24 protein-coding genes are annotated in these 21,440 nt (G+C 69.3%); 6 read left to right on the plus strand and 18 right to left on the minus strand.

Translation table 11 applies throughout. The features are described from left to right. Positions 1-151: 151 nt before the first annotated feature. The 3 genes from ACFOJE_RS02345 to ACFOJE_RS02355 form a co-directional block, all read right to left on the minus strand. The gene (locus ACFOJE_RS02345; protein WP_377812642.1) at positions 152-871 is read right to left on the minus strand and encodes a ferritin Dps family protein; all 720 of its coding nucleotides are present in this window, start codon (positions 869-871) and stop codon (positions 152-154) included. A gap of 11 nt (positions 872-882) precedes the next feature. Next, complete coding sequence (locus tag ACFOJE_RS02350; protein ID WP_377812643.1) at positions 883-2,052, minus strand: hypothetical protein; 1,170 nt, start codon at positions 2,050-2,052, stop codon at positions 883-885. Positions 2,053-2,343: 291 nt separating this feature from the next. Beyond that, entirely contained in the window at positions 2,344-2,841 is a 498-nt protein-coding gene (locus ACFOJE_RS02355) for a DUF4142 domain-containing protein (RefSeq protein ID WP_377812644.1), read from the minus strand. A 266-nt stretch (positions 2,842-3,107) separates the two neighbouring features. Here ACFOJE_RS02355 and ACFOJE_RS02360 point away from each other — a divergent pair, with 266 nt between their 5' ends. Further along, on the plus strand, positions 3,108-3,617 hold the full coding sequence (locus ACFOJE_RS02360) for a ferritin-like domain-containing protein (RefSeq protein WP_377812645.1): 510 nt from the start codon (positions 3,108-3,110) through the stop codon (positions 3,615-3,617). 189 nt (positions 3,618-3,806) lie between these two features. Further along, positions 3,807-6,311, plus strand: a complete 2,505-nt coding sequence (ligD, locus tag ACFOJE_RS02365; RefSeq protein WP_377812646.1) for a DNA ligase D — start codon at positions 3,807-3,809, stop codon at positions 6,309-6,311. Between the two features lie 12 nt (positions 6,312-6,323). On the opposite strand, the gene ACFOJE_RS02370 is transcribed toward ligD, so the two are convergent. The 5 genes from ACFOJE_RS02370 to ACFOJE_RS02390 form a co-directional block, all read right to left on the minus strand. Next, positions 6,324-7,514: an NnrS family protein gene (locus tag ACFOJE_RS02370; protein WP_377812647.1), complete on the minus strand. Its 1,191-nt coding sequence runs from the start codon at positions 7,512-7,514 to the stop codon at positions 6,324-6,326. A 146-nt stretch (positions 7,515-7,660) separates the two neighbouring features. Next, a complete protein-coding gene (locus ACFOJE_RS02375; protein ID WP_377812648.1) occupies positions 7,661-8,521 on the minus strand; it encodes an SDR family oxidoreductase in 861 nt (286 codons plus the stop codon). A 37-nt stretch (positions 8,522-8,558) separates the two neighbouring features. After that, positions 8,559-9,317: a DUF3618 domain-containing protein gene (locus ACFOJE_RS02380; protein WP_377812649.1), complete on the minus strand. Its 759-nt coding sequence runs from the start codon at positions 9,315-9,317 to the stop codon at positions 8,559-8,561. Then, positions 9,314-9,727, minus strand: coding sequence for a phage holin family protein (locus tag ACFOJE_RS02385; RefSeq protein WP_377812704.1), 414 nt, complete (start codon positions 9,725-9,727; stop codon positions 9,314-9,316). The genes ACFOJE_RS02380 and ACFOJE_RS02385 overlap by 4 nt, the downstream gene beginning before the upstream one ends. A gap of 116 nt (positions 9,728-9,843) precedes the next feature. Next, positions 9,844-10,593 carry a hypothetical protein gene (locus tag ACFOJE_RS02390; RefSeq protein ID WP_377812650.1) on the minus strand — a complete coding sequence of 250 codons (750 nt, stop codon included), beginning with the start codon at positions 10,591-10,593 and terminating at the stop codon, positions 9,844-9,846. Between the two features lie 199 nt (positions 10,594-10,792). Here ACFOJE_RS02390 and ACFOJE_RS02395 point away from each other — a divergent pair, with 199 nt between their 5' ends. Beyond that, positions 10,793-11,086 (plus strand): hypothetical protein, encoded by a 294-nt coding sequence (locus ACFOJE_RS02395; RefSeq protein ID WP_377812651.1) that lies wholly within the window; start codon positions 10,793-10,795, stop codon positions 11,084-11,086. Between the two features lie 38 nt (positions 11,087-11,124). On the opposite strand, the gene ACFOJE_RS02400 is transcribed toward ACFOJE_RS02395, so the two are convergent. The 5 genes from ACFOJE_RS02400 to coxB are packed head-to-tail and all read right to left on the minus strand — an operon-like array spanning position 11,125 to position 16,060. Next, positions 11,125-11,421 carry an encapsulin-associated ferritin-like protein gene (locus tag ACFOJE_RS02400; RefSeq protein ID WP_377812653.1) on the minus strand — a complete coding sequence of 99 codons (297 nt, stop codon included), beginning with the start codon at positions 11,419-11,421 and terminating at the stop codon, positions 11,125-11,127. Positions 11,422-11,455: 34 nt separating this feature from the next. Beyond that, complete coding sequence (locus tag ACFOJE_RS02405; protein ID WP_377812654.1) at positions 11,456-12,289, minus strand: cytochrome c oxidase assembly protein; 834 nt, start codon at positions 12,287-12,289, stop codon at positions 11,456-11,458. After that, positions 12,280-12,609 (minus strand): hypothetical protein, encoded by a 330-nt coding sequence (locus ACFOJE_RS02410; protein WP_377812655.1) that lies wholly within the window; start codon positions 12,607-12,609, stop codon positions 12,280-12,282. Before ACFOJE_RS02410 ends, ACFOJE_RS02405 begins: the two co-directional genes overlap by 10 nt. After that, positions 12,606-15,116: a cytochrome c oxidase subunit I gene (gene ctaD / locus ACFOJE_RS02415; protein WP_377812656.1), complete on the minus strand. Its 2,511-nt coding sequence runs from the start codon at positions 15,114-15,116 to the stop codon at positions 12,606-12,608. Before ctaD ends, ACFOJE_RS02410 begins: the two co-directional genes overlap by 4 nt. Then, positions 15,113-16,060, minus strand: coding sequence for a cytochrome c oxidase subunit II (gene coxB / locus ACFOJE_RS02420; protein WP_377812705.1), 948 nt, complete (start codon positions 16,058-16,060; stop codon positions 15,113-15,115). The genes ctaD and coxB overlap by 4 nt, the downstream gene beginning before the upstream one ends. A 66-nt stretch (positions 16,061-16,126) precedes the next feature. On the opposite strand from coxB, the gene ACFOJE_RS02425 reads away from it, so the two are divergent. Next, positions 16,127-16,576, plus strand: coding sequence for a DUF2231 domain-containing protein (locus ACFOJE_RS02425; protein ID WP_377812657.1), 450 nt, complete (start codon positions 16,127-16,129; stop codon positions 16,574-16,576). A 1-nt stretch (position 16,577) separates the two neighbouring features. On the opposite strand, the gene ACFOJE_RS02430 is transcribed toward ACFOJE_RS02425, so the two are convergent. After that, positions 16,578-17,006: a CopD family protein gene (locus ACFOJE_RS02430; protein ID WP_377812658.1), complete on the minus strand. Its 429-nt coding sequence runs from the start codon at positions 17,004-17,006 to the stop codon at positions 16,578-16,580. A 199-nt stretch (positions 17,007-17,205) separates the two neighbouring features. Here ACFOJE_RS02430 and ACFOJE_RS02435 point away from each other — a divergent pair, with 199 nt between their 5' ends. Further along, positions 17,206-17,382, plus strand: coding sequence for a con-10 family general stress protein (locus ACFOJE_RS02435; protein WP_377812659.1), 177 nt, complete (start codon positions 17,206-17,208; stop codon positions 17,380-17,382). A gap of 57 nt (positions 17,383-17,439) precedes the next feature. Here ACFOJE_RS02435 and ACFOJE_RS02440 read toward each other — a convergent pair whose 3' ends face one another. Both ACFOJE_RS02440 and ACFOJE_RS02445 read right to left on the minus strand, forming a co-directional pair. Continuing rightward, positions 17,440-17,832, minus strand: coding sequence for a DUF421 domain-containing protein (locus tag ACFOJE_RS02440; RefSeq protein ID WP_377812706.1), 393 nt, complete (start codon positions 17,830-17,832; stop codon positions 17,440-17,442). Between the two features lie 508 nt (positions 17,833-18,340). Further along, positions 18,341-18,472 (minus strand): hypothetical protein, encoded by a 132-nt coding sequence (locus tag ACFOJE_RS02445; RefSeq protein WP_377812660.1) that lies wholly within the window; start codon positions 18,470-18,472, stop codon positions 18,341-18,343. Here ACFOJE_RS02445 and ACFOJE_RS02450 point away from each other — a divergent pair. Further along, positions 18,471-18,905, plus strand: a complete 435-nt coding sequence (locus ACFOJE_RS02450) for a hypothetical protein (RefSeq protein WP_377812661.1) — start codon at positions 18,471-18,473, stop codon at positions 18,903-18,905. The two genes, ACFOJE_RS02445 and ACFOJE_RS02450, sit on opposite strands and share 2 nt — an antisense overlap. A gap of 19 nt (positions 18,906-18,924) precedes the next feature. Here the strand turns inward: ACFOJE_RS02450 and treF are convergent, their stop codons facing one another. Both treF and ACFOJE_RS02460 read right to left on the minus strand, forming a co-directional pair. Next, positions 18,925-20,535 (minus strand): alpha,alpha-trehalase TreF, encoded by a 1,611-nt coding sequence (treF, locus tag ACFOJE_RS02455; RefSeq protein WP_377812662.1) that lies wholly within the window; start codon positions 20,533-20,535, stop codon positions 18,925-18,927. Further along, entirely contained in the window at positions 20,532-21,299 is a 768-nt protein-coding gene (locus ACFOJE_RS02460; protein WP_377812663.1) for an SDR family NAD(P)-dependent oxidoreductase, read from the minus strand. The genes treF and ACFOJE_RS02460 overlap by 4 nt, the downstream gene beginning before the upstream one ends. Positions 21,300-21,440 lie beyond the last annotated feature (141 nt).

A 21,440-nucleotide genomic window follows, 5' to 3' on the forward strand; every position in this document is an offset into this window, starting at 1 on the left:
CACCCTCTTAGCCAACCCCTTGATTCGAAAGAGGTTTTCCGTGAGGACCGCGCCGGAAGTGGTGCGCATTATAGGGACATCAAAACAGCCGTCAACCGATTTTTTGACCGGATGGAGCAGGTTGCCCTCTACCCCACCTCTCTCTTAAAGATTATAGCTGACTCATGAGTTCACTTTTCAGCCAGCCGCGTACGGTTTCCAGATGCACATGCTCCTCGGCCAGTGCTTGACCGCAGGACTCGGCCAGACTGGCATGGCCTCCCGCGTTGGCCAGATCTATCAGCAGCTCCCAGCCGGCATTGTCGGCCAGTTCGGCGGTGAGCAAGGCATTCAGCGACTGGGCGAGATTGGTCCGGGGATCGCTGATGACTTGCAACACGCCCATAGCGGTCACACCCGATACGTCGGCACCAGGCGTCATAGCAGTGGGATCAGCGCCGAGCTTCTCCAGGGCTCCAGCTACCAGCTTGAAGTGAGAGGCTTCCTCATCATGGAAGTGCTTCAAGCGCCCGAGCATTTCGGGAGACGTATCCGGGATGCTTTCGACCTTGGCTATCAGCGCCTCGTAGAGCCGGGTACCGCCGCGCTCGAAGGCCAGCCGCTCGCCGAGCTTGTCGGTCAAGACTTCCGGGCTCTGCCCGGCCAGCTTGCTGAGCCCCGTGATCACCATCCCCTTGGCCGAGCCGGGAATGGGTACGGAGCCGATGGCGTCCGCCTCGGCGATGGTGGTACTACGCAAAATGGCGATATTCCGTTCATCGCCGGTGAAATCCGGCTGTACCTCCATGGACGCCCTGACCTGCCGCTCACAATCCTTCGGAGACATTTGCGTGCCGGTATAGTTAAGGCCGATCTTGGTCGCGTTTTGCATGGCGATTCTCCTCAGGAAGCCTTGCGTTGCAGTTCGGTACCAGGTGTCCACTGGTAACCGGCAGAAGCGCTCTGGGCAGCGGAGCCTGCCGAGTTGAGCTGTTTGCGGTATTCCAGGGAAACGGCGTCCTCCTCCCGCTTGGGCACGAACCGGGTGCCTTTCGCGCGCAGGTCGATCTCGTCGGCCAGCACTTTGCGCACGAAGTCGCGCTGGCTCTTGAGCTCGACCATCTTCGGCAGCGTACCGCCGAGAACCTCCTGCGGATCGCGTCGCTCGTGCTGCTTGAAGAGTTCGCAGACCACGTTGAGATGACCGAGCTCGTAATCCAGGAAACGCTCCCAGATCGCCTTGATCCGCGGATTGCTCTCCTGCTCGACGCAGCCATAGTAGTTGTAGGCCTCCATGGCCTCGTGGATCAGCCACTTCTCGAGGAAGGTCTCCTCGGGATCCTGCAGCGAGCCGTACTGGGTAACGTGCTGCTCCTCCACCGATGCGATCTCGGCGTACAGCTGGCGGGCCACCGGATCGGCGAAGGTCGGCCCGACGTTCATGTAGTAGTCATGGGTCTGGTATTCCGCCGCGGTGATCATGGCGGCGTGGATCTTGGTGATCAGCGCGGCGGACTCGCGTCGATAGCTCTCCCGCAGATCGTCCTCCGGGGCTCGATGGTGTTCCGGAGTCGGACGGCTGGGGATGATGTCGGTGTAGCCCTGCAGGATATTGTTGGCGTCCTTGCCCTCGAGGCGGTCGAGCATCGCCGAGTAGCGATAGAGGTGGTCGAAGTCCTCCAGGAGGCCGAAGCGATAGGTCTGGGCCTGATAGGGATCGGGTTCGCTCTGGGCCACCGCGGCGGTGACCTCTATGGCGACCTGCTCATAGGCGATGGTGGTTTCCAGCGGCGAATGATCGGCCGAGACGAGCCAGTTGATCATAGTCGCCTGATGCTGCTCGCTGCGTCTCACCTGGGCCAGCGGCAGGCGCAGAGCTCCATGGAAACGCGCGCCGATGTTCTTGAGTCGCAGCGCATCGACCTCGATGCCGTTCATCAGGATGACCCGTACCCTGGTGAAGGCATCGTCATCCAGTTTGCTGATCGGTTTGCTGGCCATTTCCCGCCAGGTGAACTTCTGCATGTCGAGGGGACAGCCCTTGGCATCGAGTAGGTTGGTCAGGGTATCCATCAATGCCTCCAGGCAGATTGCGTTGAGGAATGCATGACGCGTGTCCTGGGGCCTCTCGGGCTGGAGCAGGTTCCAACTGACCACGCAGGCCACAAGGAAGGGACGGCGTGCAGATAAAGGAGGTTGCAGCGAACTGATAACCGGTCGGAGAGAGTGAAACAGCCGGCTCGGATTAACGGAAAGGAATAAAACCAGAAGTCAGACAGCCGGAAGCGAACCATATATGCCAAGACGCGCCTGCATGATTCGCTTCCAACTAAGAGGCAGAGACAGGATATCGATATTCCCCGCTCAATGCGCTTCGGCTAGTCTCTTTGCCTCTTCCAGATGTTGCTCCAACATCGGCAAGCTTTTGGTCGCGAAGGCCTTCAGTTCGGGATCGGCGGAACTGTGCGACTCTTCGCGGAAGAGTTTGATGGTGGCCTCATGGGCCGAAACTTGATTCTTGGCATATGCCTTGTCGAACGACTCGCCCTCGCGCAACTTGAGGATCAACTCCTGCGCCTTGCTCATGAGTTCGGCTTCATTGGCCACTTTCAGATTCTTCTGGTGAGCGATCTTCGCCAGTTCGGTATTGACGGTCGTATGGTGGTCGATCATGCGCTGGGCATAGGCCTTCACGTCTTCGGATGAGCTTTTGCGCAGGGCCATTTTGCCGCCTTCGATTTCGGCGACGCTCTTGGCGGACGCCTCGTCGACGAACTCGGCAGGGCTGAGCTTTTCCGCCGCATAAACGGCGCTAAAGCCCAAGAGCAACACACTTGCCAATAAAGCCTTATATGTTCTCATCTCTGAATTCCTCCGCATGGACGGATGAAAGAAAGGGACACAGGCAATCAGGCTGTACTCGCCCTTAATTAGGATGCGAGGCACTCCATGGAGTTCAGCCACTCACCAAGACAAATGATCAACGCCAATAACCCGACACGTGCAAGCCGAGCGAGGAAAACAATCGCAACAATCACTCCATTCCACGCCGATCAGATGGCCTGAACTTTTAAACGGCCCGGGACTTCTACCAGAGGTTCCACTTGTTTCAATCAGGAGATCTGCATATGGCTACTGCACAAGAACACCTGCTTGACTGGCTGCGTGACGCTCACGCGATGGAGCAACAAGCGGAGCAGATGCTCCAGTCGTTTTCCGAACGCATCGAGCACTATCCCCAACTGAAGACCCGGATCGATCAGCACATCGAGGAAACCCGCTGGCAACAGCAACAGGTGGAAAACTGCATCAAGCGGCTGGGCAGCAGCACCTCTACCCTCAAGGACATCGCCGGCAAGCTCATGGCGTTCGGCCAGGGACTCAGTGGCGTGGTGATGAGCGACGAGGTGATCAAGGGCGCCATGAGCGGCTATGTGTTCGAGAACATGGAAATCGCCTCGTACACCATCCTCAGCGCCGCCGCCGAAACCGTGGGCGATCTGGAAACCAAACGCGTGGTTCAGGAAATCCTCGCCCAGGAAGAGGCCATGGCCCAATGGATGCTGGCCCACTTGCCCGAACTCACCACGGCCTTCCTGACCCGTGCCGAAACGCCCGACGTCGAGGCCAAACGCTGACCGCCCGGGACATTTCCGACACAGGAAGATCCGGCTTGGATGCAACGAACCAAAACCCTCGCGCAGCAAGGCGGTGGACCTCGATCGGCTCGCCCGGTCGTGACCACCGCCTCCCTCTCCCCCACCGAATGAACCCGAGAAAGCCCGGCACTCTCTATACCGATAAGAAGAGCGGCAGGGGTTTTCCCGATGAGCAAGTCCCTGGAAGAGTACGAGCGCAAGCGCGACTTCGCCGCGACGCCCGAGCCAGCCGGTGGCGAACCCGGCCCCGCGGCACGGGAAGGCCAAGCCCATGCCCTGCAGTTCTGCATCCAGAAGCACGACGCCACCCACCTGCACTACGACTTCCGCCTGGAACTGGACGGGACCCTGAAGAGCTGGGCCGTCCCCAAGGGCCCCAGCCTCGATCCCGGCGTGCGCCGGCTGGCCGTGCAGGTGGAGGACCACCCGCTGGCCTACGCCACCTTCGAAGGGCATATCCCGGAGGGCCACTACGGGGCGGGCGACGTGATCGTCTGGGATCGCGGCATCTGGATACCCCAAGGCGATCCGCGGGAGGGCTACCGGAAGGGCCGGCTCAAGTTCGAGCTGCAGGGGGAAAAACTCGCCGGCCTGTGGAATCTGGTGCGCACCGGCCGCTCCGGCAACCAGGAGCAGTGGTTCCTGATCAAGTCGCGGGACGGCGCGGCCAGGCCGGAAGCGGAGTTCGACGTGGTCGGAGCGATGCCCGACAGCGTGCTGAGCGATCGTACTCTCGTGCCGAGGCGCCGCGGCAAGGCCGAGACGGAAACGCCGCAGCGGACGCTGAAAGGCGCGCGCCGGGCGGCGCAGCCGGACCAGCTCGCCCCCGAGCTGGCCACCCTGGTGGACCAGGTTCCCGCCGGCGACTGGCGCTACGAGATCAAGTTCGACGGCTACCGCATCCTGACCCGCATCCGCGACGGCGAGGTACGCCTGTTCACCCGCAGCGGCCAGGACTGGACGGCGAAGATGCCGCGCCAAGCCGCGGAGCTGGCCGGCCTGGGCCTGCAGTCGGCCTGGCTGGACGGCGAGATCGTCGTGCTCGACCGGCAAGGGCTGCCGGACTTCCAGGCCTTGCAGAACGCCTTCGAGGCCGGCGGCAGCGACGATATCCTCTACTACCTGTTCGATGTGCCCTACCTCGACGGCCGGGATCTGTGCCAGGTCGCCATCGAGGAGCGACGCGCCCTCCTCGCCGGGCTGCTGCGCCACGGCGAGCACGAGACCCTGCGCTTCTCCGAGGACTTCGGCGAAGCCACCGACGCCATCCTCGACAGCGCCTGCAAGATCCGGCTGGAGGGGCTGATCGGCAAGCGCGCCGGCAGTCACTATTTATCCCGGCGCAGCAGCGACTGGATCAAGCTCAAGTGCCAGAACCGCCAGGAATTCGTGGTGGTCGGCTACACCGCCCCCAAGGGTACGCGCCAGGGCTTCGGTGCCCTGCTGCTCGGCCTGCACGATGCGCCGGGCCGGGCGCTGCGCTATGCCGGCAAGGTCGGCGCCGGCTTCGACGGCCCCACCCTGCGCAGCCTCTACCGGCAGATGCAGCCTTTGCGCAGCACACGCCCGGCCGTGACGAATCCGCCCGGCTGCGCCGAGGCGCGCGGCGTGCACTGGCTGCAGCCGCAACTGCTGGCCGAAGTGGCCTACGCCGAGATGACCCGCGACGGCCTCATTCGCCATGCGGTCTTCCACGGCCTGCGCGAGGACAAGCCGCCGGAGGCCATCACCCGGGAACGCCCGCAGGAAGTCGGGCCGGCGGCGACGCCGAAGCGATCGCGGACACGCGGCGACGCCAAGCTCACGCTCACCCATCCGGAACGGGTGATCGATGCCCGCAGCGGCGCGACCAAGCGGGATCTGTCGGAGTTCTACGAACGCACGGCGCCCTGGCTGCTGCCGCAGCTGGCGAACCGCCCGGTGGCGCTGATCCGCGCCCCCGAAGGCATCGCCGGCGAGCTGTTCTTCCAGAAGAGCGCCGAGAAACTGGGAGTCGCGGGCATCGCCGCCCTGGACGAGGCCGAGGCGGGACAACCGGCGATGGTCGTCGAAAGCGCCGAAGGCCTGCTCGGCGCGGTGCAGATGAACGCCATCGAACTGCACACCTGGAACGCCACGACAGCGGACCTGCAGCACCCGGACCGCTTCATCCTCGACCTGGACCCGGACCCCGCGCTGCCCTGGCGGCGCATGGCGGAGGCCACCGGGCTGACCCTGACCCTGCTGGAGGAGCTGGGCCTGCGCGCCTTCGTCAAGACCAGCGGCGGCAAGGGCATCCACCTGGTGGTGCCGCTGACGCCCGGGGACGACTGGGCCCGGGTCAAGGCCTTCGCCCAGGCCATCGCCCGCCACCTGGCGAAACTGCTGCCGGACCGCTTCTCCGCGGTGGCTGGGCCGAAGAACCGGGTCGGGCGGATCTTCGCCGACTACCTGCGCAACGGCCAGGGCGCCACCACCGTGGCCGCCTACTCGGTGCGTGCCCGCGAAGGACTGCCGGTGTCGGTGCCGGTCTTCCCGGAGGAGGTCGCCGAACTCAAGGGCGCCGACGCCTGGACCCTCCGCAACCTGCACGAGCGCCTGGCCGACGATCCGGCGCCTTGGGCCGACTACGCGTCCGTCCGCCAGCGCATCACCGCCGAGATGCGCCGGAGGCTGCGCCTGCGGGAGGCGTGAGCCGGCCGCGGCTCAGCCCGGATGGCCGTCCACCCGCGCCCTGGTGAGCATCGGCGCGTAGCGCCAGGCGTACAGGGCCAGGGCCAGCGACCAGCAGGTCGCCGCCAGCCAGAGCCCCGCCAGCGGCCAGACGGGCACCAGGAACACCCGCGCCACGGCGCCCAGATTGAACAGCACGAAGGCCCAGCGCACGCCCGCGGGCAGCTCCAGCGGCCGGCCGGTGTGCCCCAGGGTGACCCGGGCGATCATGGCCAGGATCAGCCCGCCCATGGAGCCCACGGTCAACGCGTGCAGGGACGGGCTGGAGGCGGCCAGCAGGCCGAAATGCCAGAGCGCCAGCCCGACGCACGCGACCACCAGCCAGAGCATGGCCAGGTGCAGCGACCAGAGCAGCGGCACGCCCCGGATGCCGGCGTCGTACCAGCGCAGCAGGCGCCACAGATGCCCGCCGCCGATGGCCAGGAACAGCAGCCCGAGCAGCGGATTCGGCGACAGCGCCAGCCCCGCCGCATGCAGCACGGCGACCAGGCCGGTGCCCACGAGCAGGGCGATGTCCAGCCAGACGACGGGCTTCACCATCTCCTGACGACCGAGGCCGCGCTGGGTGAAGAAGGGAATCACCCGCCCGCCGATCAGCCCCATCAGCGCCGCCACCAGCCAGAGGCCGGCGAGCACGCCCTGGCGCTGCAGGGAGTCGTCGCCCCGGAACAGGCCGGCCATGACTTCGGCATCGGCCGCCGTCATCAGCAGCAGCACCGCCACGATGGGATAGTTGCGCTTCTGCCGCACGGCCCGGAGCATCCGCCCCATCAGACCGGCCAGGGTCAGCATGAAGCCCAGCTCCAGAACGGTCAGCAGCGCTATCGGCAGCCCGAACAGCCAGCCCAGGCGCGCCGCCAGCCAGAGCAGCGCCAGCAGCATCAGCCGCTGGCCGGAAATGCTCGGCCGGCCGGTCCAGGTCTGCACGGCGGTGAGCAGAAAGCCGGCGACGATGGCCATGGCGAAGCCGAACAGCATCTCGTGGCGGTGCCAGGCGAGCCAGCCGCCGGCCGGCTGCCAGCCGTGCCAGGCGCCGGCCCAGGCCGCCACCCAGAGCGGCACCGCCAGCAGCGCGAACAGGCTGCCGGCGAGAAAGAACGGGCGAAAGGCCAGGCGCCAGAGTGGCGGAATGCCAAGCGCCTTGCGTCGATCGATGATTTCCACGGCCAAGTCTCCTGAGTCGTCCCGTGCCTTGCCTACTATCTACAGTCTGAACGGGTTTCGCCGACTTGATGGAAATCAGTTTTCCGGGAGCCAGGCCGGAGAGGCTCCCCGGCACGCAGCGGCCGGGGAGCCTAACAAGGCGGCGCTCAGCCGTTGACCACGGTGCCGCCGTTGACGTGCAGTACCTGCCCGCTCATGTAGGAGGAGTCGCTGCAGGCCAGGTAGACGTAGGCCGGCGCCACCTCTTCCGGCTGGCCGGGGCGGCCCATGGGGGTGGAGGCGCCGAAGTGGGCGACGGTGTCCTCGTCGAAGGTGGAGGGAATCAGCGGCGTCCAGATCGGCCCGGGCGCCACCGCGTTCACCCGTATCCCGCGGGATGCCAGGTTCATCGACAGCGAGCGGGTGAAGGCGGTGATCGCGCCCTTGGTCGAGGAGTAGTCGATCAGCTTCGGATTGCCCTTGTAGGCGGTGACCGAGGTGGTGTTGATGATGACGCCGCCCTCCTTCATCGAGGGCAGCGCCGCCTTGGTCAACTGGAACATGCCGAAGATGTTGGTGCGGAAGGTCCGCTCCCACTGCTCCTCGCTGATGTCCTCCAGCCGGTCCTGGGGATGCTGCTCGCCGGCGTTGTTGATCAGCACGTCCAGGCGTCCCCACTTGGCCATGGTCTGGTCGACCACCAGCCGGCAGTAGGTGGCGTCGGCCACGTCGCCGGCCAGGGTCAGGCACTGCCGGCCGAGCTGCTCCACCTGGCGGCGGGTTTCCTCGGCGTCCTCCGGCTGGTCCAGGTAGAGCACCACCACGTCGGCGCCCTCCTTGGCGTAGACCACCGCCACCGCCCGACCGATGCCGCTGTCGGCGCCGCTGATGACCGCGACCTTGCCCTGCAGCTTGCCGGCGGCCTTGTAGTCCTCGGCCTTGTATTCCGGCCGCGGGTGCATCTCGCTTTCCGTGCCGGGACGATGATCCTGGTGCTGCGGCGGAAGCGTCTGTTTTTGCTCGGACATATCTCTACTCCGGTCGGCGGGTGGCGATGCGGCGGGCTCAGTGCGGCCTGCCGGGCTGGGCGCTCTGCTGGCCGTAGGGCTGCTGGGCGGACTCGCCCCTCAACTGGTCGGCCATGTCCCGGCCCATTTCGCTGGCCTTTTCGTAGCCCTCCTCGACCTTGTGCCGGGCCTGATCGGTGAGCCGGTCGCTGGCCCGGCCGAGCATCCGGTCTTCCTGTACGGTCGGCGGCAACGCGGCGGCCAGCGCGGCACCGGCGGCGACGCCGATGGCACCGAGCACCAGCGGCTGCTCGTCGAGCATGCGCTCGAAGCTGCCGCGGGCCCGCTGCGCGCCCTGGCGCAGGGAGTCGCCGACCTGGTGGCCGGACTCGCTCAGGCGCTGCCGGGCCGAGCCCAGGGTGTCGGTGACGCTCTCGCCGATCTGCCCGGCCTTCTCGCGGATGCCGGCCGCCTGCTGCCGGGCCTTCTCGGCGAGACTCGGGCCGGTGCTGGCCTGGGTCTCGACGTAGGCCGGGGCGCTCGTGCGGTTCTGGCTGGTCATCAGCCAGAGCAGGCCGATGCCGGTGAGCAGGGTCGGCACCGGGTTGGCCTGCACCGTCCGCCCCAGGTTGCCCATGAACTCGCCGCCGTGGCCCTTGGAGTAGTGCAGCACGCTGTCCAGCAACTGGCCGGGGGACAGCTTGTTCTCCAGCGCCTGCACGATGCTGCCGATCTCCGCGCGCTGCTGGTCGATCTCCCGTTCCAGGGTGGCCGAATCCTTGCGCGATTCCTCGTCGACTCTGCTCTGCGTGCTCATCGGGTGGCCTCCTTGATCGCGGCCTTGTCTTTCTGCAGGCTGTGCAGCGTGCGCTCGGGCTTGAGGGCCGAGGGTTCGAATTTCTTCTTGCCGGCCTGCATCATCGCGTAGCCCACCACCGACACCACCGCGCCGACGATGAAGGCGGCGAGCCAGGCGTCCATCACCAGGTTCAGGGCGTAGACGGCCGCCTGCAGCAGGACGATGAAGCCGGCGAGCAGCACCGCGCCGCCGCCGGCCACGGCGCCGGTGGCCGTCTTGGTGGCGTTGATCGCCTCGGTGATCTCCACCTTGGCCAGCGCCAGCTCCTTGGTCACCAGCGACGGCACCTCGCGGCCGAGCTGGCGGATCAGCCCGCCGATGCCGGTGGCGCTCTCATCCAGCCTGGCGCCGACCTCGGGCCCGGGCATGCGGACCTCGGGGCCGGGGATGTCGGTCCCGCGCGGATCGGGGCGGAACGTCTCGGCCTTGCGGTATTCGGTTTCGCTCTGCGTCTGCATGGTCGATTTGCCGGTCTGGTTGCTCATCACTGCATTCCTCCGCTGGGGCCTTGCCGATCACTGGGGTTGGGGGAGACCCGGGGCGTCTCCTCGGGGGAGCCGGTCGGGGTGCCCGCCGCGGCGCCCGTGGGGGTGCCGGCGGCGGCGCCGGTGAGGCCGTGGCCGATGTCGCCCGGCGGCAGGCGGTGGGTGCCCCGCCCGGGCATCCGGCTGCTGCTGGCCGTCACCGTGCCGTCCGGGGTGGCGGTGACCGTGACGTGCGGCGGGATGTTCGCGCCGGTCGCCATCGGCTCGCCGCCCATCGCCTGCAGCTCGGCGCCCGGCTGCCTCTCCCGCTCCGGCTGCTGTCCCACGCGGCGGCCGGAGGCGCGGGCGAAGCGCATCAGGCCAAAGCCGAGGGCGACGCTGCCGGTGACGAACAGGGCGGGATTCTCCCGGGCCAGCCGCCCGGCCTGCTGGATCAGCTCCTCGACGCTCTTGCCGCGCAGCTTGTCGGCCAGTTGGTAGAGGCTTTCCGCGGTGTCCAGCACGTAGCTCGACAGCGCCGACTCGTCCTGCTCCTCCAGCTCGGTGGCCGCCGCGCGGGCGCCCTCGGCGATCTTCTCCAGTTCGTCCGCGGCGCTCTGCCGATAGTTTTCCAATTGCTCCTTGCCCTGGCGCTTGGCCTCCTCGGCGATCTGGCCGGCCTGGCCCTGCAGGTCGCCGGCGATGTCCTGCATCGAGTGCCCCGGATTCGGCTGGTCGGGGCGCGGTGTGCGGTCTCTGGGTGTAGGCATTGGCTTATCCACCTTTCTAAAGCTCGGGCACACCGGACAACGGTGCGCGGACAGGGAAGTTGCCTTTTGCGTGTCGCTCTAAAGGTGACAGGGACCATTTCCGCGAGTTCTAGCGAGGCGGAGGGCGGAAAGATCGTCCGCTGAACTTTTCCGCCGGCGCGGCTATCCACCGGATACACCCTGATCGGAGGACCCGCCCATGAACGCCCTGATCGGATTCGGCGCCGCTGCCGCCCTGCTAGCCTCCGTCTCCAGCCTCGCCTGCACCCCGGACGAAGCCACCGACAAGGCCAGGCAACTGGCCGCCAAGATCCATGCCCTGACCGGCAACGACCCGCGCAAGGCCGCCGCGCTCAGCGAAGAGATGCACTACCTAGTGCTGCGCAAGGTCGACGACACGCTGCCCAACGAATGCACCGCCTACGACCAGCGCATGGAGCAGATGGAACAGGCGGCGGGGATGATCGGCAGGAACTGGGAGATGCGCTACTGACGGACGGTCGGCGGCGGGGAAACGCCCGCCGGCGGCCGTCAGTCCTCGCTGTCGTGGGCGATGGGCGCGGTGCTGAAGAGGTATTCGCTGAGTTCCTGGGAGAACTTCGGATCGCGCCGCCGTATCCACTCCAGCACCATGGAGGCGTGCTCCTTCTCCTCGTCCCGGTTGTGCGCCAGGATCGCCTTGAGCTCCGGGTTCTGGCAGGCATCGACGCGCTGGTTGTACCAGTCGATGGCTTCCAGCTCCTCCATCAGCGAAACGATGGCCCGGTGCATGTCGCGGGTCTCCGCGGAGATTTCCCCGATGGGCTCGTGATAACCGACGCTGGCCATTTCCTCTCTCCTGTCTGGCTGTCTGGCGGGAATCTCAGGACGAGTCGTCCCCTCTTCCTTGACTGTAGCCGCTCTCCGGCCGGCCATGGCCGATCCGCCGCAGGCCGCGGCGGGCGCAGTCGGCGGCGGCGAGGAGATAGACCAGCCCGCCCGGCACCCACATCAGCAGGCCGGCCAGCTGCTGGTCGGCGAGCGCGCCGCCGTCCCGGTACAGCGGCAGGCGGGCGAAGGTCAGCAGGGCGCCGAGCAGGCCGGTGTGCATGCCGGTGAGCAGCAGCGCCAGCAGGGCCCGGCCCCGCTCGCGCGGGCCGGCCTGCAGCACCGACCACCAGAACAGCCAGGCGCTGCCCAGCAGGCAGGCATGCTCGCCGACATGCCACCAGGGCTGCTCCAGCGCCAGCCGGTACGGCCCGGGCGCATGCCAGATCCAGATCGCCGCACCGTGCAGCGCGGCGCAGGCCGGCGGCCGCCGAGCCAGCCGTGCCAGAGCGCGCCAGGCCGGAGCCAGAGGCCGACCGCCCAGGCGCCGCCACTGCGTCAACGGCCGGGCCAGCGCCAGCAGCGGCGCGATCGCCAGCATCAGCAGCATGTGCTGAATCATGTGCAGGGCGGCGCTGCTCTCCGCCCGCTCGTCCAGCGGGCCGAACAGGGCGAGCACGCTCAGCAGCAGCGCCAGCTGGAAGGCCCAGAAGCGCCGGGCCGGCGGCGGACGGCGGCGGCAGCCGGCCGCATGGCCCAGCCAGGCCACTGCCAGCAGCAGCGCGCCGAGCAGCGACGGCAGGCGCGGCGCCAGCCGCTCGTCGAACAGGCCGTGGGCCCGGGCCAGCGCCGGCAGCAGCCACAGTGCGACGGCGACGCTCAGACGCATGGCGGCAGCTCGGCGATGGGCAGGCCGACGAACAGCGTGGCCAGCGCGGCGAACAGGTCCAGCGCGGCGCCGGTGCGGGCGACGAAGCGTTCGGTGGCCGACGGCGGCGACGCCCGCCACAGTCGCCAGGCCTGCCACAGCAGCCCGGCGGCGATGCAGAGGGTCGCGGCGCCGAGCAGGACATTCAGCCCGCGGCGGGCGTCCGGCCCCGCCGCCGCTCCGAAGAGGCAGCCGAGCGCCAGCCCGGCATAGACGGCAACCAGCCACAGCCCCCAGAGCGCGGGCCCGACCGCCAGTTGCAGCGGATGCCCTGCCCTCATCGGCCCGCAGCCCAGCCGGCGGGCAACAGCACCAGCGCGGAGTAGCCGATCGCGAACGCCAGCAGGCAGTAGCTCCACCATCGGGCGAGCACCGCTGGCTCGTAGGGTGCCCGCTCGCCGACCAGGCCGAGGCGCACCCGCCAGGCCTGCAGTGCGGTCAGCAGCGGGCCCAGGGCGCAGTGCAGCAGCAGGTAGCCGAGGATCGCGGCGACCAGCGCGTCGTGGGCGCCGGCGCCCGGTGCGAGCGGTGTGCGCCAAAGAATCCAGGCGAGGCCGAGCGCCTGCAGCAGCCCCGCGGCGGCCAGTCCCCAGAGCCGGGCCTCGAGATGCCGGCAGTCGCGCCGGCGCAGACGCGCCAGCAGCCGGCGGAAGCCGAGGACGATGCCGCCCAGCAGCAATCCGTCGAGCAGCAGCGCCAGCGCGGGCAGCGGCGAGCGTGCCGGCGGCTGCCAGTTGGGCGCCACAGCCCACAAATAGAACCAGGCGAAGATCAGCGAGAAGAACAGCGCCCCGTCGGCCAGCAGGCTCAGCCCCATGCCCCACAGGCCGGGGCCGTCGAAGGTGCGCCAGTGCAACGGCGGATCGCCCGGTTCAGTGCGCGCATCGGGCGCGGCCAAGGGATGGGCGCCGTTGACCCAGGACCAGCGCAGCAGGATCGCCAGGCTCGCCAGCGCCGCCGCGCCGGCCAGGCCGTAGGCGCCGGCCAGCAGGGCCAGGCAGAGCGCCGCCAGCGCCAGCGCCGCACCGAGCGGCAGCCAGCTGTTGCCCGGCAGCTGGACGACTTCCCGCACCCTCCCGCTGAGCGGCTCGCTGCTCCAGGTCTCGCGCCGGCCGTGATCGGCGGCGGCCAGCCCGTGCCGCCCCGCGGCGATGCCCTGCGCCAGCGCCGGGTTCTCCCACAGCGGATGGCGGGTCGCGCAGGCCGGCAGGCTGGCGAAGTTGTAGGCCGCCGGCGGCAGCGCGGTGGCCCACTCCAGGGTGTCGGCCCGCCAGGGATTGGCCGGGGCGCGGCGGCCGAAGCGGAAATGCAGGCCGAGATCCAGCAGCAGCATGGCCACGCCCATGGCCATGACGAAGCTGCCGAGGGAGGAGATCAGGTTCGGCCCGTCCCAGCCCAGCCCGGCCGGATAGGTATAGACCCGCCGCGGCATGCCGAGCAGGCCGGTCCAGTGCATCACCAGGAAGGTGGCGTTGAAGCCGCCGAAGGTCAGCCAGAAGCCCCAGCGTCCCAGGCGCTCGGAAGGCATGCGTCCGGAGAAGTGCGGCAGCCAGTAGTAGAGCCCGGCGACCAGCGGGAAGAACATGCCGCCGACCAGCACGTAGTGCAGGTGCGCCACCACGAAGTGGCTGTCGTGGGCCTGCCAGTCGAAGGGCACCAGCGCCAGCATCACCCCGGTCAGGCCGCCGGCGACGAAGATCGCCAGGAAGCCCGCCAGCCACAGCATCGGCACGGCGAAGCGCGGCCGCCCGGTCCACAGGGTCGCCAGCCAGGCGAACACCTGGATGCCGGTGGGCACCGCCACCAGCATGCTCGCCGCCGAGAAGAAGGCCTGGGCCAGCAGCGGGATGCCGACGGTGAACATGTGGTGCACCCAGAGGCCGAAGCTGAGGAAGCCGGTGCCGATCGCCGCCAGCACCGCCCAGCGGTAGCCGACCAGGGGCCGGCCGGCGAACACCGGCAGCAGGGTGCTGACGATGCCCGCCGCCGGCAGGAAGATGATGTACACCTCGGGATGGCCGAACAGCCAGAACAGGTGCTGCCAGAGCAGCGGATCGCCGCCCCGGGCCGGGTCGAAGAAGGCGAACCCCGCGGCGCGCTCCAGCTCCAGCAGGACGCCGGCGAGGATCAGCGGCGGGAAGCCGAAGACGATCATCAGCCCGGTGACCAGCATGTACCAGGCGAACAGCGGCATCCGGTCCAGGCTCATGCCGGGGGCGCGGCCGCGCAGGATCGACACCGCCAGCTCGATGCCACCGGCCAGGGAGGAGATCTCCACCAGGGTGGTGCCCATCAGCCAGACGTCCGCGCCCGGCCCCGGCGAATGGGCGGCGCCGCTCAGCGGCGTGTACATGAACCAGCCGCCGTCCGGCGCGAGGCCCAGGGGCAGGCTGGCGAGCAGGATCAGGCCGCCGAACAGGTAGCACCAGTAGCCGAAGGCGCTCAGGCGCGGGAACAGCAGGTCGCGGGCGCCGAGCATCTTGGGGATCAGGTAGAACGCCAGGCCCTCGAGGATCGGCACGGCGAAGAGGAACATCATCAGCGTGCCGTGCAGGGTGAACAGCTGGTTGTAGACCCGGTGGTCCAGCAGCGCCTGCTCCGGGCGCGCCAGCTGGGCGCGCATCAGCATCGCCAGCAGCCCGCCGATCAGGAAGAAGGCGCCGCCGGTGAGCAGGAAGCGCCGGCCGATGCGGCCGTGGCTGACCGCCGACAGCGCCCGCCAGCCGCGCGGATCGGCCCATACGGCCAGCAGGGCTCGGTGCAGGCGGTCGCCTTCGGCCTCGCTCATGGCCCCAGGCTCTCCAGCCAGGCGGCGATGGCGTCCAGGGTCCCGGCCGGCAGCGCGTCGTGCCGGGGCATGCCGTTGTGCGGCTTGAGCCGCTGGTGTTCGCCCAGCCAGCGGCGCATGGCGCCCTCGCCCATGGCCAGGGTGCCGGCGCCGAGACTCGGCCGCGAGCCCACGTCGGTGAGGTCCGGGCCGCGGCCGCCCGGGCTGACCCCGGCGACCCGGTGGCACTGGCCGCAATAGGGACGGAAGGCAGCCACCGCCGCGGCGTGCTCGGCCGGCACCGGCGGCGCGACCTGGCGCGCCGCCTGCCAGCGCTCGAATTCCTCCGGTACCAGGGCCTCGACGCTCAGCGCCATGCGCGCGTGCTGGGCGCCGCAGAACTCCGCGCACTGGCCGCGGTAGACCCCGGCCCGCCCGGCGACCAGGCGCAGGGTCAGGCGCCGGCCGGGCAGCATGTCCAGCTTGCCGGCCAGGCTCGGCACCCAGAAGGAATGGATCACGTCGGCGCTGGTCAGCTCCAGGTCCACCGGCCGTCCCACCGGCAGCGCCAGGCGGTTGGCGGTGACCACCCCGCTCTGCGGATAGCTCACTTCCCACCACCACTGGTGGCCGATCACCTCGATGCGCAGCGGCGCCTCGCCCTCCCGCGGCAGGGGCAGCATGCACAGGCCCTGGGGGATGCCGAAGACCAGCAGGGCGAGGATGCTGAAGCCGGGCAGCAGCAGGCCGCCGGCGACGATCCAGCGCCGCCCCAGGCGCTTCGCCCGCGCCTCGTCGCAGTCCGGCGGCCGGCGCACCAGGGCGTACAGCCAGAGCCCCAGCACCGCAGCCCAGACCAGGGCGAACCAGCCCAGCATTCCCCACCACAGCCAGGCCGCCGCCTGCGCCGCGGGGCCGGCCGGCGCCAGCGCCGACTGCGGGCCCTGGCAGCCGGCCAGGAGCAGAGCCGGCGGCGGCACGGTCCAATGCCGGTAGCCGCCCCGCCGCGCCCCGGCCCCGAGGATGCCCCGATGCCCGAGCCGATCCCCAGCTTCGCCGCCCTCGGCAGCCATCCGCTGCACCCGATGCTGATCCACTTCCCGGTCGCCGCCCTGCTCGGCCTGGTGGCCAGCGACCTCGGCTATGTCCTCAGCGGCGATCCGTTCTGGGCCCGCGCCGGCCTCTGGCTGGCCGGGGTCGGCGCCTTCGGCGGCTGGCTCGCCAGCGGCCTGGGCCTGATCGACCTGATCGCGGTGCGCCGCATCCGCTGCCTGATGACTGCCTGGTGTCATGCCGTCCTCGCCATGATGATGCTCTCGCTCGCCTCGCTGAACTGGCTGCAGCGCTATCTCGCGGCCGAACCCATCCTGCCCTGGGGCCTCTACCTCTCCCTGCTCACCGCCCTGCTGATCCTGCTGACCGCCTGGCTCGGCAGCCGGCTGGTCTACGAGCACGCGGTGGGGGTCGAGGCCAAGGAGTGAGTCATCCCGCCCCCCGGAACGGCCGGGCCAGCACCAGCCAGAGCACCGCGCCGATGGCCAGCGCGGCCAGCAGGCCGAGGGCGGCGCAGCGCCCGGCCAGCGGCCGGCGCGGGTCGTCCTCCAGGCGCAGGATCAGCACACCGAGCAGGACGTGGCAGACGACCATGAGCGTCACCGCGCTCAGCTTCAGCATCAGCCAGACGCCGTGGACGCCCCGACCGAGGAACAAGAGGGTGCCGCTGGCGATGGTCAGCAGCGCCGCCGGAGTCGCCAGCCGGGTGAAGAACGCCCGGGGCAGCGCCTCCGCGGCGGGGGCGAACGGCTCACCCGCGGCGCCCGTCCGACCGGCGGCGATCAGCGCCGGCAGGTAGAGCAGCGCCCCGCACCAGACGAGCAGAGCGGCAATGTGCAGCACCAGCAGCCAGGGCATGGCCCCTCCCCTGCTCCCTTTCTTCTCTAGAACGCGGGGCCCCGGCGGCGTTCAGTGCTGCCAGCCTGATTGCCAACCGTTCATCCGGTGTCAGCCCTGGCCGGGAAACGAATCGGAACTCTCGACGCGGTGGCGCTTCAGAAACTTTGGTAGGGGAGCGATCCCCCGTCACTCCTACATGCATTCGAGGAGAACAGCCATGCCCAGCAAGAACAGCAACCCCGGCAATTTCGCCAACGACCGCGAGAAAGCCTCCGAGGCCGGCCGCAAGGGCGGCCGCAACAGCGGCGGCAACTTCGCCAACGACCGCGAGAGGGCATCCGAAGCCGGCCGCAAGGGCGGCCAGCACAGCCATGGCGGCGGCCGTCGCTCGTAACCCCCGAAACGGGGGCGGGACGAACGGCCAGGGCCGCGCGCCGGGCCTCTCCCGCCCCTATCCCTCGGCTTTCGGGATGACCGAAATGCTGCCGTTCTTCTCCAGGATGGCGAACTTGATCTGATCGATGCGCTCCAGCCCCTGGCTGCTGCGCGCCGCCTCGAGGATGTCCACTTCCTCCACCCGCGCCAGGTAGAGCCTTCGCCTCAGCACCTCGCCGTGCTCGACGATGATGATCGGCTCGCCGTCCAGCATCCGCGACAGCCGCTTCGACTGGCGTTTGAGCAGCGACAGGGCCACGTCGATGGCGATCAGCGAGACGATCACCAGGACGGCGTTGACCACCGAGAAGTCCTCGCCCAGCAGCGCCTGCTGGGTGGCTTCGCCGACGATCAGCAGGAGCACGAAGTCGAAGGTGGTGATTTCCGACAGGGCGCGCCGGCCGGCCATGCGGAAGATGACCAGCAGCACGAGGTAGATGGCGGCGGTGCGCTTGGGCCGCAGCGCCAGATACACCTCGGCGCGGCCGGCTCCGCCGGTCTCGAACGCCAGGGCCAGTCCGGCCCCCTCGCTGCGCGCCGCGGCGGGGGGCGGCTGGATACCCTCCACCGCGAAACTGCGCAGGAAGTCGCCGCCCAGCACCAGCCAGATCCGGCCGCCGCGGGCGGCATCCAGCTGCACGCGCAGTTCGGTCGGCGCGCTCTGCCGCTCGAAGCGCTGATAGCGCAGGACCAGTTCGCCGCCCGGCGTCGCCCGCTCCGCCCGGCTCAGCGGCCCCCGGGAGAACAGCCCGAGCAGGGCCAGCAGCACGACCAGGCCCAGGCCCCACCAGCCGATCCGCTCGAAGCGCCAGATGCGGCATTGCAGGGCCATGTCCTCGGCGATCGGGTAGCGCCGGCTGTCCAGTTCCTCTTCGCGGTTCAAGGCCAGTTCCTCGCTGCGGGCGGCGCGACCCGCCTCACCAGAGAGCGTAGCCGGCCAGCCGTCCCGTGCCGGCTTCGCTGCCGAACTCGGGCCGAGCCGGGCGTGTCCCAGTCTCATCGGGCCGGCGTTCGCGCCCGCTTTCCAGGGTATCCAGGAGCATGGCCATGACTCGTCCTCTACGCATCGGGATCTTCCTCTTCGCCGGGCTGGGCAGCGCGCAGCTGTGGGCGGACGCCTGCTACGTCACCCAGCAGCCGGCGACGGCCGGCACGCCGGGGGTGGCCAGCCAGACCTGCTTCGAGTACCGGGGCATGCCGCCCGATTCCCTGGACTGGGCCTGCAGCACCAAGGGCGACAGCGTGGCCGGGACGCGCAAGGAGCGGCGCGAGCGCTGCCCCTCGGGCCATTTCGGCATCTGCACCGGCAAGCTGACCCAGGAGGCCCTGGCCAACGAGCTGGCCAGCGGCAGCTACGGCGGCGGCGCCTCGCCCGACACGCTGCCGGAGGACGCGCAGATCGTCACCTACTACTACCGGGCGCAGGACCAGGCCCAGGCGCGGATCGACTGCGAGACCGGCGGCGGCCGCTGGAGCCAGTGAGCGGCCCGTCCGGGTCGGGCTAGATCACGCAGCAGACGCCCGGCTGCCCGGAGCGGCAGCGGTTCGCCTCGTGCAGCGGGTCTTCCTGCAAGAGCTTGCGGGTGACGCCGTTGGTCCAGCCGAAGCCGTCCTGCAGCGGGTACTCGCCGCCGCCGGCGTGCTCGGCGTTGGGCCGCAGGACGTACTTCTCCACCAGCTTGTTGTCGCGCTCGAACAACTCGCCGACCACCCGCAGCCAGCGCCGGGCGATCTCCGCGGCCAGCTCGACCTCGCCGTAGCGCTCCAGCCCGCGGATGCCGATCCACTGCAGCGGCGCCCAGCCGTTGGGGCGGTCCCACTGCTGGCCGCAGACGTCGATCTCGGTGGTGCTCAGGCCGCCGGGGGCGAGCAGCCGCCGGCGCACGGTGTCGGCCACGCGCCGGGCCTGCTCCGGGCTGGCCAGGTGGACGAACAGCGGCGCGAGCATGGCGGCGGTGAGGTCGGGACGCGGGCGTTCGAGCTGCCAGTCGTAGTCCAGGTAGGCCCCGGCGCTCTCGCTCCACAGGTAGCGGTCGACGGCCGCTCGGCGGGCTTCGGCGCGCCGCCGGTAGTCCTCGGCGCAGGCCGTGTCGCCGTGCCGCTCGCTGAGCCGGGCGATCAGCCGCTCCAGCCGGTACAGCAGGCCGTTGAGATCCACCGGCAGGATCGCCGTGGTGCGGATGCTCGACAGCCGCCGGTGGTCGCCCAGCCAGCGCGAGCTGTAGTCCCAGCCGGATTCGGCGCCGGCGCGCAGGTCGCGGTAGACCTCGTGCACCGGGCGGCCGGAATCCCGGGCGGTGAGCACGTCCTCCAGGTAGGACTCCTCGCGCGGCGTGTCGCGGTCGTCCCAGTAGCGGTTGAGCACCTCGCCGCCGGCCAGGCGCACGCAGCGCCGGTGGCTGTCGCCGGGGCGCAGGCAGTCGGCGCCGTCCATCCAGAAGGCGTACTCCTTGCGCAGTTGCGGCAGGTAGTCGTGGGCGCGGCAGATGGTCTTCTCCTCGAACAGCTCGACCATCAGGGCGAACACCGGCGGCTGCGAGCGGCTCAGGTAGTAGGTGCGGTTGCCGTTTGGCACGTGGCCGTAGGTGTCGATCAGGTAGGCGAAGTTGTCCGCCATGGAACGCAGCAGGTGGCGCTGGCCGCTCTGGTCCAGCCCCAGCATGATGAAGTAGGCGTCCCAGTAGTACTGCTCGACGAAGCGCCCGCCGGGCACCACGTAGTCGTGGGGCAGCGGCAGCAGCGAGGAGCGCCCGGGATGCTCGATGGGCCGGCGGGTCAGCACCGGCCAGAGGCGGTCGATGTGCTGCTCCAGGCCGCAGTTCGGGTCGGCGACGAAATGGCTCGGCGGGATGACGAAGAGACTGAAGTGCTCGGTGACGAAGGCCGTCAGGTCGAAGCCGGGCTGCCGGCAGCGGGCGCGGTAGGCGGCGAGGATGCGCTCCGGGTGCAGCCGCGGCGCGCAGTCGACGAAGGTCTTGCTGTCGGCGAAGACCCGGTTCATCTGCACCTCGACGAACAGCTCCTGATAGCGGTCGGCCGGGGTCAGCGGGTCGGCCGGGGAGACCGCCGCGATGCGCTGCTCGAAAGGGTCGGACAGACCGTTGCCGTTCATTGCTCGTGGTAGTCGCGCAGCAGGCCGCCGTCGACGAACAGGGTGGTGCCGGTGATGTAGTCGGCATCCGCCGAGGCGAGGAAGGCCGCCGCGCCGGCGACGTCCTGGGGCTGGCCGAGGCGCTTCAGGGGAATCCGCGCGAGCAGCGCGGCGAGCTGGTCCGGCTGGCGCAGCAGGGCGCTGTTGATCGGCGTCTCGATGGCGCCGGGGGCGATGTTGTTGATGGTGATGCCGAGCGGCGCGAGCTCCACCGCCAGGCTGCGCATCATCATCTTCAGCCCGCCCTTGCTGGCGCAGTAGCTGGTGAAATGGGGGAAGGCCAGCTCCTCGTGCACCGAGCTGGTGTTGATGATCTTGCCGCCGCGGCCGCTGCTCGCCAGATGCCGGACGAAGGACTGGGTGAGGAAGAAGGCGCCGCGCAGGTTCACCTGCAGGACCCGGTCGAAGTCCTCCTTGCGCACGTCGAGGAAGGCCGCGCGCTTCTCGATGCCGGCGTTGTTGACCAGGATGTCCAGCTGGCCCATCCGCTCGACGCTCTCGCGCACCAGGCGCCGGCAGTTGTCCACCTGGGCGATGTCCGCCGCCACGATGCAGACGCGCCGGCCGAGGACGCGGATCTGCTCGGCCGTCAGTCGTGCCTGTTCGTCCTCCTCGAGATCGTTGATGACGATGTCCGCCCCTTCCTGGGCCAACCGGACGGCGATGGCGCGGCCGATCCCCTGGGAACTGCCGGTGACCAGGGCGACCTTGTGCTTCAGTCTCATCGTGATGGCTCTCCGGACGGGCAATACCGGGGACCGAGGCCCCCGCCCCTCGGGAAAGTACAGACGCCCGGCCGCGGGAACGCCCGACCTTCCGTCGACTGCGCCGTTCTTCGCCGCGGCGGAACTGCGGCGGCCGGTCGG

Origin of the sequence: Azotobacter bryophylli (genome assembly GCF_042643485.1) — a bacterium.
GTDB lineage: Bacteria > Pseudomonadota > Gammaproteobacteria > Pseudomonadales > Pseudomonadaceae > Azotobacter > Azotobacter bryophylli.

Excerpts from the sequence above, each read along its gene's own strand:
- ACFOJE_RS02345 (WP_377812642.1), bottom strand. The coding sequence starts at position 871 with ATGCAAAACGCGACCAAGATCGGCCTTAACTATACCGGCACGCAAATG.
- ACFOJE_RS02350 (WP_377812643.1), bottom strand. The coding sequence starts at position 2,052 with ATGGATACCCTGACCAACCTACTCGATGCCAAGGGCTGTCCCCTCGAC.
- ACFOJE_RS02355 (WP_377812644.1), bottom strand. The coding sequence starts at position 2,841 with ATGAGAACATATAAGGCTTTATTGGCAAGTGTGTTGCTCTTGGGCTTT.
- ACFOJE_RS02360 (WP_377812645.1), top strand. The coding sequence starts at position 3,108 with ATGGCTACTGCACAAGAACACCTGCTTGACTGGCTGCGTGACGCTCAC.
- ligD (WP_377812646.1), top strand. The coding sequence starts at position 3,807 with ATGAGCAAGTCCCTGGAAGAGTACGAGCGCAAGCGCGACTTCGCCGCG.
- ACFOJE_RS02375 (WP_377812648.1), bottom strand. The coding sequence starts at position 8,521 with ATGTCCGAGCAAAAACAGACGCTTCCGCCGCAGCACCAGGATCATCGT.
- ACFOJE_RS02380 (WP_377812649.1), bottom strand. The coding sequence starts at position 9,317 with ATGAGCACGCAGAGCAGAGTCGACGAGGAATCGCGCAAGGATTCGGCC.
- ACFOJE_RS02385 (WP_377812704.1), bottom strand. The coding sequence starts at position 9,727 with ATGCCCGGGCCCGAGGTCGGCGCCAGGCTGGATGAGAGCGCCACCGGC.
- ACFOJE_RS02390 (WP_377812650.1), bottom strand. The coding sequence starts at position 10,593 with ATGCCTACACCCAGAGACCGCACACCGCGCCCCGACCAGCCGAATCCG.
- ACFOJE_RS02395 (WP_377812651.1), top strand. The coding sequence starts at position 10,793 with ATGAACGCCCTGATCGGATTCGGCGCCGCTGCCGCCCTGCTAGCCTCC.
- ACFOJE_RS02400 (WP_377812653.1), bottom strand. The coding sequence starts at position 11,421 with ATGGCCAGCGTCGGTTATCACGAGCCCATCGGGGAAATCTCCGCGGAG.
- ACFOJE_RS02405 (WP_377812654.1), bottom strand. The coding sequence starts at position 12,289 with ATGCGTCTGAGCGTCGCCGTCGCACTGTGGCTGCTGCCGGCGCTGGCC.
- ACFOJE_RS02410 (WP_377812655.1), bottom strand. The coding sequence starts at position 12,609 with ATGAGGGCAGGGCATCCGCTGCAACTGGCGGTCGGGCCCGCGCTCTGG.
- ctaD (WP_377812656.1), bottom strand. The coding sequence starts at position 15,116 with ATGAGCGAGGCCGAAGGCGACCGCCTGCACCGAGCCCTGCTGGCCGTA.
- ACFOJE_RS02425 (WP_377812657.1), top strand. The coding sequence starts at position 16,127 with ATGCCCGAGCCGATCCCCAGCTTCGCCGCCCTCGGCAGCCATCCGCTG.
- ACFOJE_RS02430 (WP_377812658.1), bottom strand. The coding sequence starts at position 17,006 with ATGCCCTGGCTGCTGGTGCTGCACATTGCCGCTCTGCTCGTCTGGTGC.
- ACFOJE_RS02435 (WP_377812659.1), top strand. The coding sequence starts at position 17,206 with ATGCCCAGCAAGAACAGCAACCCCGGCAATTTCGCCAACGACCGCGAG.
- ACFOJE_RS02440 (WP_377812706.1), bottom strand. The coding sequence starts at position 17,832 with ATGGCCGGCCGGCGCGCCCTGTCGGAAATCACCACCTTCGACTTCGTG.
- ACFOJE_RS02450 (WP_377812661.1), top strand. The coding sequence starts at position 18,471 with ATGACTCGTCCTCTACGCATCGGGATCTTCCTCTTCGCCGGGCTGGGC.
- ACFOJE_RS02445 (WP_377812660.1), bottom strand. The coding sequence starts at position 18,472 with ATGGCCATGCTCCTGGATACCCTGGAAAGCGGGCGCGAACGCCGGCCC.
- treF (WP_377812662.1), bottom strand. The coding sequence starts at position 20,535 with ATGAACGGCAACGGTCTGTCCGACCCTTTCGAGCAGCGCATCGCGGCG.
- ACFOJE_RS02460 (WP_377812663.1), bottom strand. The coding sequence starts at position 21,299 with ATGAGACTGAAGCACAAGGTCGCCCTGGTCACCGGCAGTTCCCAGGGG.